This window comes from Syntrophobacterales bacterium, from assembly GCA_031274925.1.
GTDB lineage: Bacteria > Desulfobacterota > Syntrophorhabdia > Syntrophorhabdales > Syntrophorhabdaceae > PNOM01.
Genome location: JAISPL010000005.1, coordinates 50,001 through 54,645 on the forward strand (window position 1 = coordinate 50,001; position 4,645 = coordinate 54,645).

Genomic DNA, 4,645 nt, shown 5'->3' on the forward strand with positions numbered 1-4,645 from the left:
GTGGGTCCACTAAAACAGCCAGGAGGTTGGCTTAGAAGCAGCCATCCTTTAAAGAAAGCGTAACAGCTCACTGGTCTAGCAGACCTGCGCCGAAAATGTAACGGGGCTAAGCACATTACCGACGCTGTGGATTCGTACCTCTGGTACGGATGGTAGGGGAGCATTCTGCTTACCTGTGAAGGTGTCTCGTGAGAGGCGCTGGAGGACGCAGAAGAGAGTATGCTGACATGAGTAACGATAAACAAGGTGAAAAACCTTGTCGCCGTAAGCCCAAGGTTTCCTGAGCAAGGGTAATCCTCTCAGGGTTAGTCGGTCCCTAAGGCGAGGCCGAAAGGCGTAGCTGATGGGAAACAGATTAATATTTCTGTACCACCAGATGAGCGTTTGAGCGAAGAGGGGACGGAGAAGGGTAAGTCATCCGGGTGACGGAATACCCGGTTCAAGCAGGTAGGGGGATCTTATAGGCAAATCCGTGAGATCATAACCCCGAGATGTGATGAGGAGCTCTTTTAGAGCATAAACTGGCTGATCCCACGCTTCCAAGAAAAGCCTCGTAGTGAGCTTGTCTGATGACCGTACCGTAAACCGACACAGGTGGGCGAGGAGAGAATCCTAAGGCGCTTGAGACAACCCTGGTTAAGGAACTTAGCAAAATTGCACCGTAACTTCGGGAGAAGGTGTGCTTTGGAATGTGTAAGAACTTGCTTCTGAAGCATTCCGGAGCTGCAACAAAGAGGGGGTGGCGACTGTTTACTAAAAACACAGGACTCTGCAAACTCATAAGAGGAAGTATAGGGTCTGACGCCTGCCCGGTGCTGGAAGGTTAAGGGGAGATGTCATTCTAAGAAATTGGGAGAAGCGTTGAACCGAAGCCCCAGTAAACGGCGGCCGTAACTATAACGGTCCTAAGGTAGCGAAATTCCTTGTCGGGTAAGTTCCGACCTGCATGAATGGCGTAACGATTGCCCCGCTGTCTCAACCAGGGACTCAGTGAAATTGTAATGGGGGTGAAGATACCCTCAACCCGCGGCTAGACGGAAAGACCCCGTGCACCTTTACTACAGCTTGACAGTGGATTTCGGGGTAACATGTGTAGGATAGGTGGGAGGCTTTGAAGCGGTGACGCTAGTTGCCGTGGAGCCAACGTTGAAATACCACCCTTGTTGTTTTGAGATTCTAACTCTGGCCCGTAATCCGGGTCGAGGACACTGTCTGGTGGGTAGTTTGACTGGGGCGGTCGCCTCCAAAAAAGTAACGGAGGCGCACGAAGGTTGGCTCAGGCTGATTGGAAACCAGCCGATGAGTGCAAAGGCATAAGCCAGCCTGACTGTGAGACCTACAAGTCGAGCAGGAACGAAAGTTGGTCTTAGTGATCCGGTGGTTCCAAATGGAAGGGCCATCGCTCAACGGATAAAAGGTACGCCGGGGATAACAGGCTTATCTCCCCCAAGAGTTCACATCGACGGGGAGGTTTGGCACCTCGATGTCGGCTCATCGCATCCTGGGGCTGAAGTAGGTCCCAAGGGTTTGGCTGTTCGCCAATTAAAGCGGTACGTGAGCTGGGTTTAGAACGTCGTGAGACAGTTCGGTCCCTATCTGCCGTGGGCGCAGGACAATTGAGGAGGGCTGTCCCTAGTACGAGAGGACCGGGATGGACGGACCTCTAGTGTACCGGTTGTCACGCCAGTGGCACGCGCCGGGTAGCTATGTTCGGAAAGGATAACCACTGAAAGCATCTAAGTGGGAAGCCTGCTCCAAGATGAGTTGTCCCGCCTGATAGCAATATTGGGCTAAGACCCCACGTAGACTACGTGGTTGATAGGCTGATGGTGTAAGCATAGTGATATGTTGAGCCTACCAGTACTAATAGGTCGAGAGGCTTGGCCATAAATCAAATAAACATATATAGTTGTCACTAAAATTTAGATGTGCGGCGGGCGTAGTTACCCGCCTCAAGAGAAACCAGATGGCTGACTTCTATGTGGGCGGCTATTAATGAAAAAGCATTTAAGGTTTCCCGGTGACCATAGCACGGAGGTAACACCCGTTCCCATCCCGAACACGGTAGTTAAGCTCTGTTACGCCGATGATACTGCAGGGGTGATTCTGTGGGAAAGTAGGTAGTCGCCGGGGTTAAGATGAAAGACCCGGAGATATATCTATCTCCGGGTCTTTTTTTAAAAATAGATATTGGAGGATCTGTGGGGGAAAATGGATGGCAAAGTCAACGCCGCATTTACAGTATAGATTCGTTCAAATCCATTGCAATGTTCGGAGTTATACTCCACCATACCAACTTTGGAGTGATGTGTAGTGCGCTAGGGGGAAACTGGGGGGCTATATATATTGCATGGAAACAGACATCCACTATCTATGTCCCTTTTTTTGCTATAGCTTCAGGATACTTCTTTGGTAAAAAAGTCTATCGCGGGGCTAATTTGAATGCAGTATTCGAGCTGTACGGGCGTAAGATGGTGAAGGTTTTTCTGTTCTGGTCGCTCGTGTATCTCATTTTTCCTTGTTTGGATGGTTTCTCGTTGAGAAATTGGGTCGTTCTTGTGCACTCCAGAATTCTGAGCATGATTGGTAATCCGGTCATTGCCTTGATCACTGGAGGGAGTGGTCCTCTGTGGTTCTTATTTTCCATAAGTATGAGCGCTTACATCGTAAAACTTTTCGGCGGGAGGAAACATGAGACAGGGCTTTTAATCTTTACTTTTGCGCTCTACCTTTTTTCGCTCCTTGTCAGGACATATTCTTTTCTGCCTGTGAAGTTGGGTATTGAAATAGATCTTTTAAAACCGGCTGGGATTGTCTGTTCACTGCCGGTGCTTTTTTCCATCGGGTGGTTTCTTTCCTCAAGGAAACCACCCTCGTTCCCATTAATCGCCATTCTTGCTGCTGTCACAGGCTACTGCTTTTATTTCATGGAGCACTATTTACTCAGGGCCAACATAAATCCATTAGGCAATCATAACCTCTTGAGCACCGTATTGATGGCAACGGGGTGTTTCATGGTACTTCTCTCATGGAGAAATATAGGTCGCAGCACCATAATGCCATCCATAGGAAAATATACTCTTGGAATATACACGTCTCATATGCTTTTCTTGGACCTGCTCTCCCCCTTGAGGGCGAGATTATACAATATACCCACAGAGATTGCCTGCGCTTGCGTTGCTTATGGTGCTGCTCTCTTTCTCGTAATGACATGTGCGAAAAATAGATATTTAAAAGATTATTTCGTTTGAGGGCCTGTTTTTATTCAACCGGCCAATAGGATAAAACGGCCTTGGACATGAGAGATCTGTTGAGGATAAGGTGTACTTGGCCTAAATCTCCCCCTCGCAAACCTGCCCTCCTAATCAAAAAACAACAGATTGTAGTCATATTATACCAATTTGACATAACGTATACTTATTATATAATGCAAGCAACGAGAATAAAGAGGAGTTTGCGTTATGCCGAAACCATTGTCAAACGACTTGCGGAAACGTATTATCGAAGATGCCGAGGATGTGATAGCCCGCGAAAAAGAAGTAAACAAAAGTACAATTACAAAACTATGGGCGCTATATAAGGAAACAGGGAACCTCGACCAAACCCAAACGGAAGAAAGCCGGTATTGTCTGCACAGCATTTGGATAGCATAACAAGAAAAATCAATGAGCAGCCTGATATTGCTCTACAAAAATTGATTGACGATATTTGCGTTTCAGCGTTGTGCAGGAAGGGGCTACGCTTCAAAAAAACACTGCACGCCATAGAGCAAAATCGTGAGTATGTAGGCTCAAGCGAACATGGAGATCAGTACGCTTGAAAGCGGCACGAACACAGGCATGACTATAGCACCTCTCAGTTCTTTCACACAGTTCCTCTCGTGTATGACGCGCGTACCCTCATTGTCATCCATGGATAATTTGACTCCTCGCAAAGTCAAAGGCGTGGTTGATCCCATTATTGCTGTCGGAGCAAAGGTTGTTTTATAGCCCGGACTTCAACCCGATTGAGATGATGTGGTCGTTTATCTGTGAAAAGTCAAAGCCAGAACCAAGGAAGTATTGGAAAAAGCGATTGCAGAAGCATTAGACTGCATCACTACATCCGATATTTTGTCTTGGTTCGTCGAATGTGGATATAGTAGTTAAATCAAATTGATTTAATCAAGGAAAAAGCCATCTATGTGTCTCCGAAGTAATTACGTTGGCACATAAGAAGAAGATATATTTTGGTGAATAAGAAGCACGCCATGGTGGGGAAGGAACTCTGTCTCATTAGTGGCGCGAAAAGCATGAGGTCCATCTTAACCAAAGAATCAAACGCTTACGGCGAGTGTTCACACGGTAATAAGTTGGATATTATGTTTGCGACATTCGTTTTACTGGCATTGACCGTTGAGGCCTTGCTTTATGTCAAAAGGGATTAGCTGTTTACCCCCCCCTTTTTTTTTATAAGTAATGGCATATACCATACCTCACTTAAGAAAGGAAAAACTATGGGACATGTACTCCATGCTCACGCCAGGACAACTCAGGTAGTGCGTAGAGAAATAATAAAATAGTCAAGAAAGCCTGATAAAGCTTGCAGTACATTATGGCGTGAATCTAAAAACTATTGAGAGATGGAGAAAAAGAGACTTTGTCCA

Annotated in this window: 1 protein-coding gene and 2 rRNA genes (1 of these 3 running past the window's edge); all 3 read left to right on the forward strand. The window is 46.6% G+C overall.

What is annotated here, in order from left to right; translation table 11 throughout:
• A 23S ribosomal RNA gene (locus LBQ00_00810) occupies positions 1–1,888 on the forward strand (it extends 1,123 nt beyond the left edge of the window).
• Between the two features lie 128 nt (positions 1,889–2,016).
• Positions 2,017–2,133: ribosomal RNA gene (rrf, locus tag LBQ00_00815) — 5S ribosomal RNA — on the forward strand.
• Positions 2,134–2,201: 68 nt separating this feature from the next.
• Positions 2,202–3,251, forward strand: a complete 1,050-nt coding sequence (locus LBQ00_00820) for an acyltransferase (protein ID MDR2017419.1) — start codon at positions 2,202–2,204, stop codon at positions 3,249–3,251.
• The last annotated feature ends 1,394 nt before the right edge of the window (positions 3,252–4,645 follow it).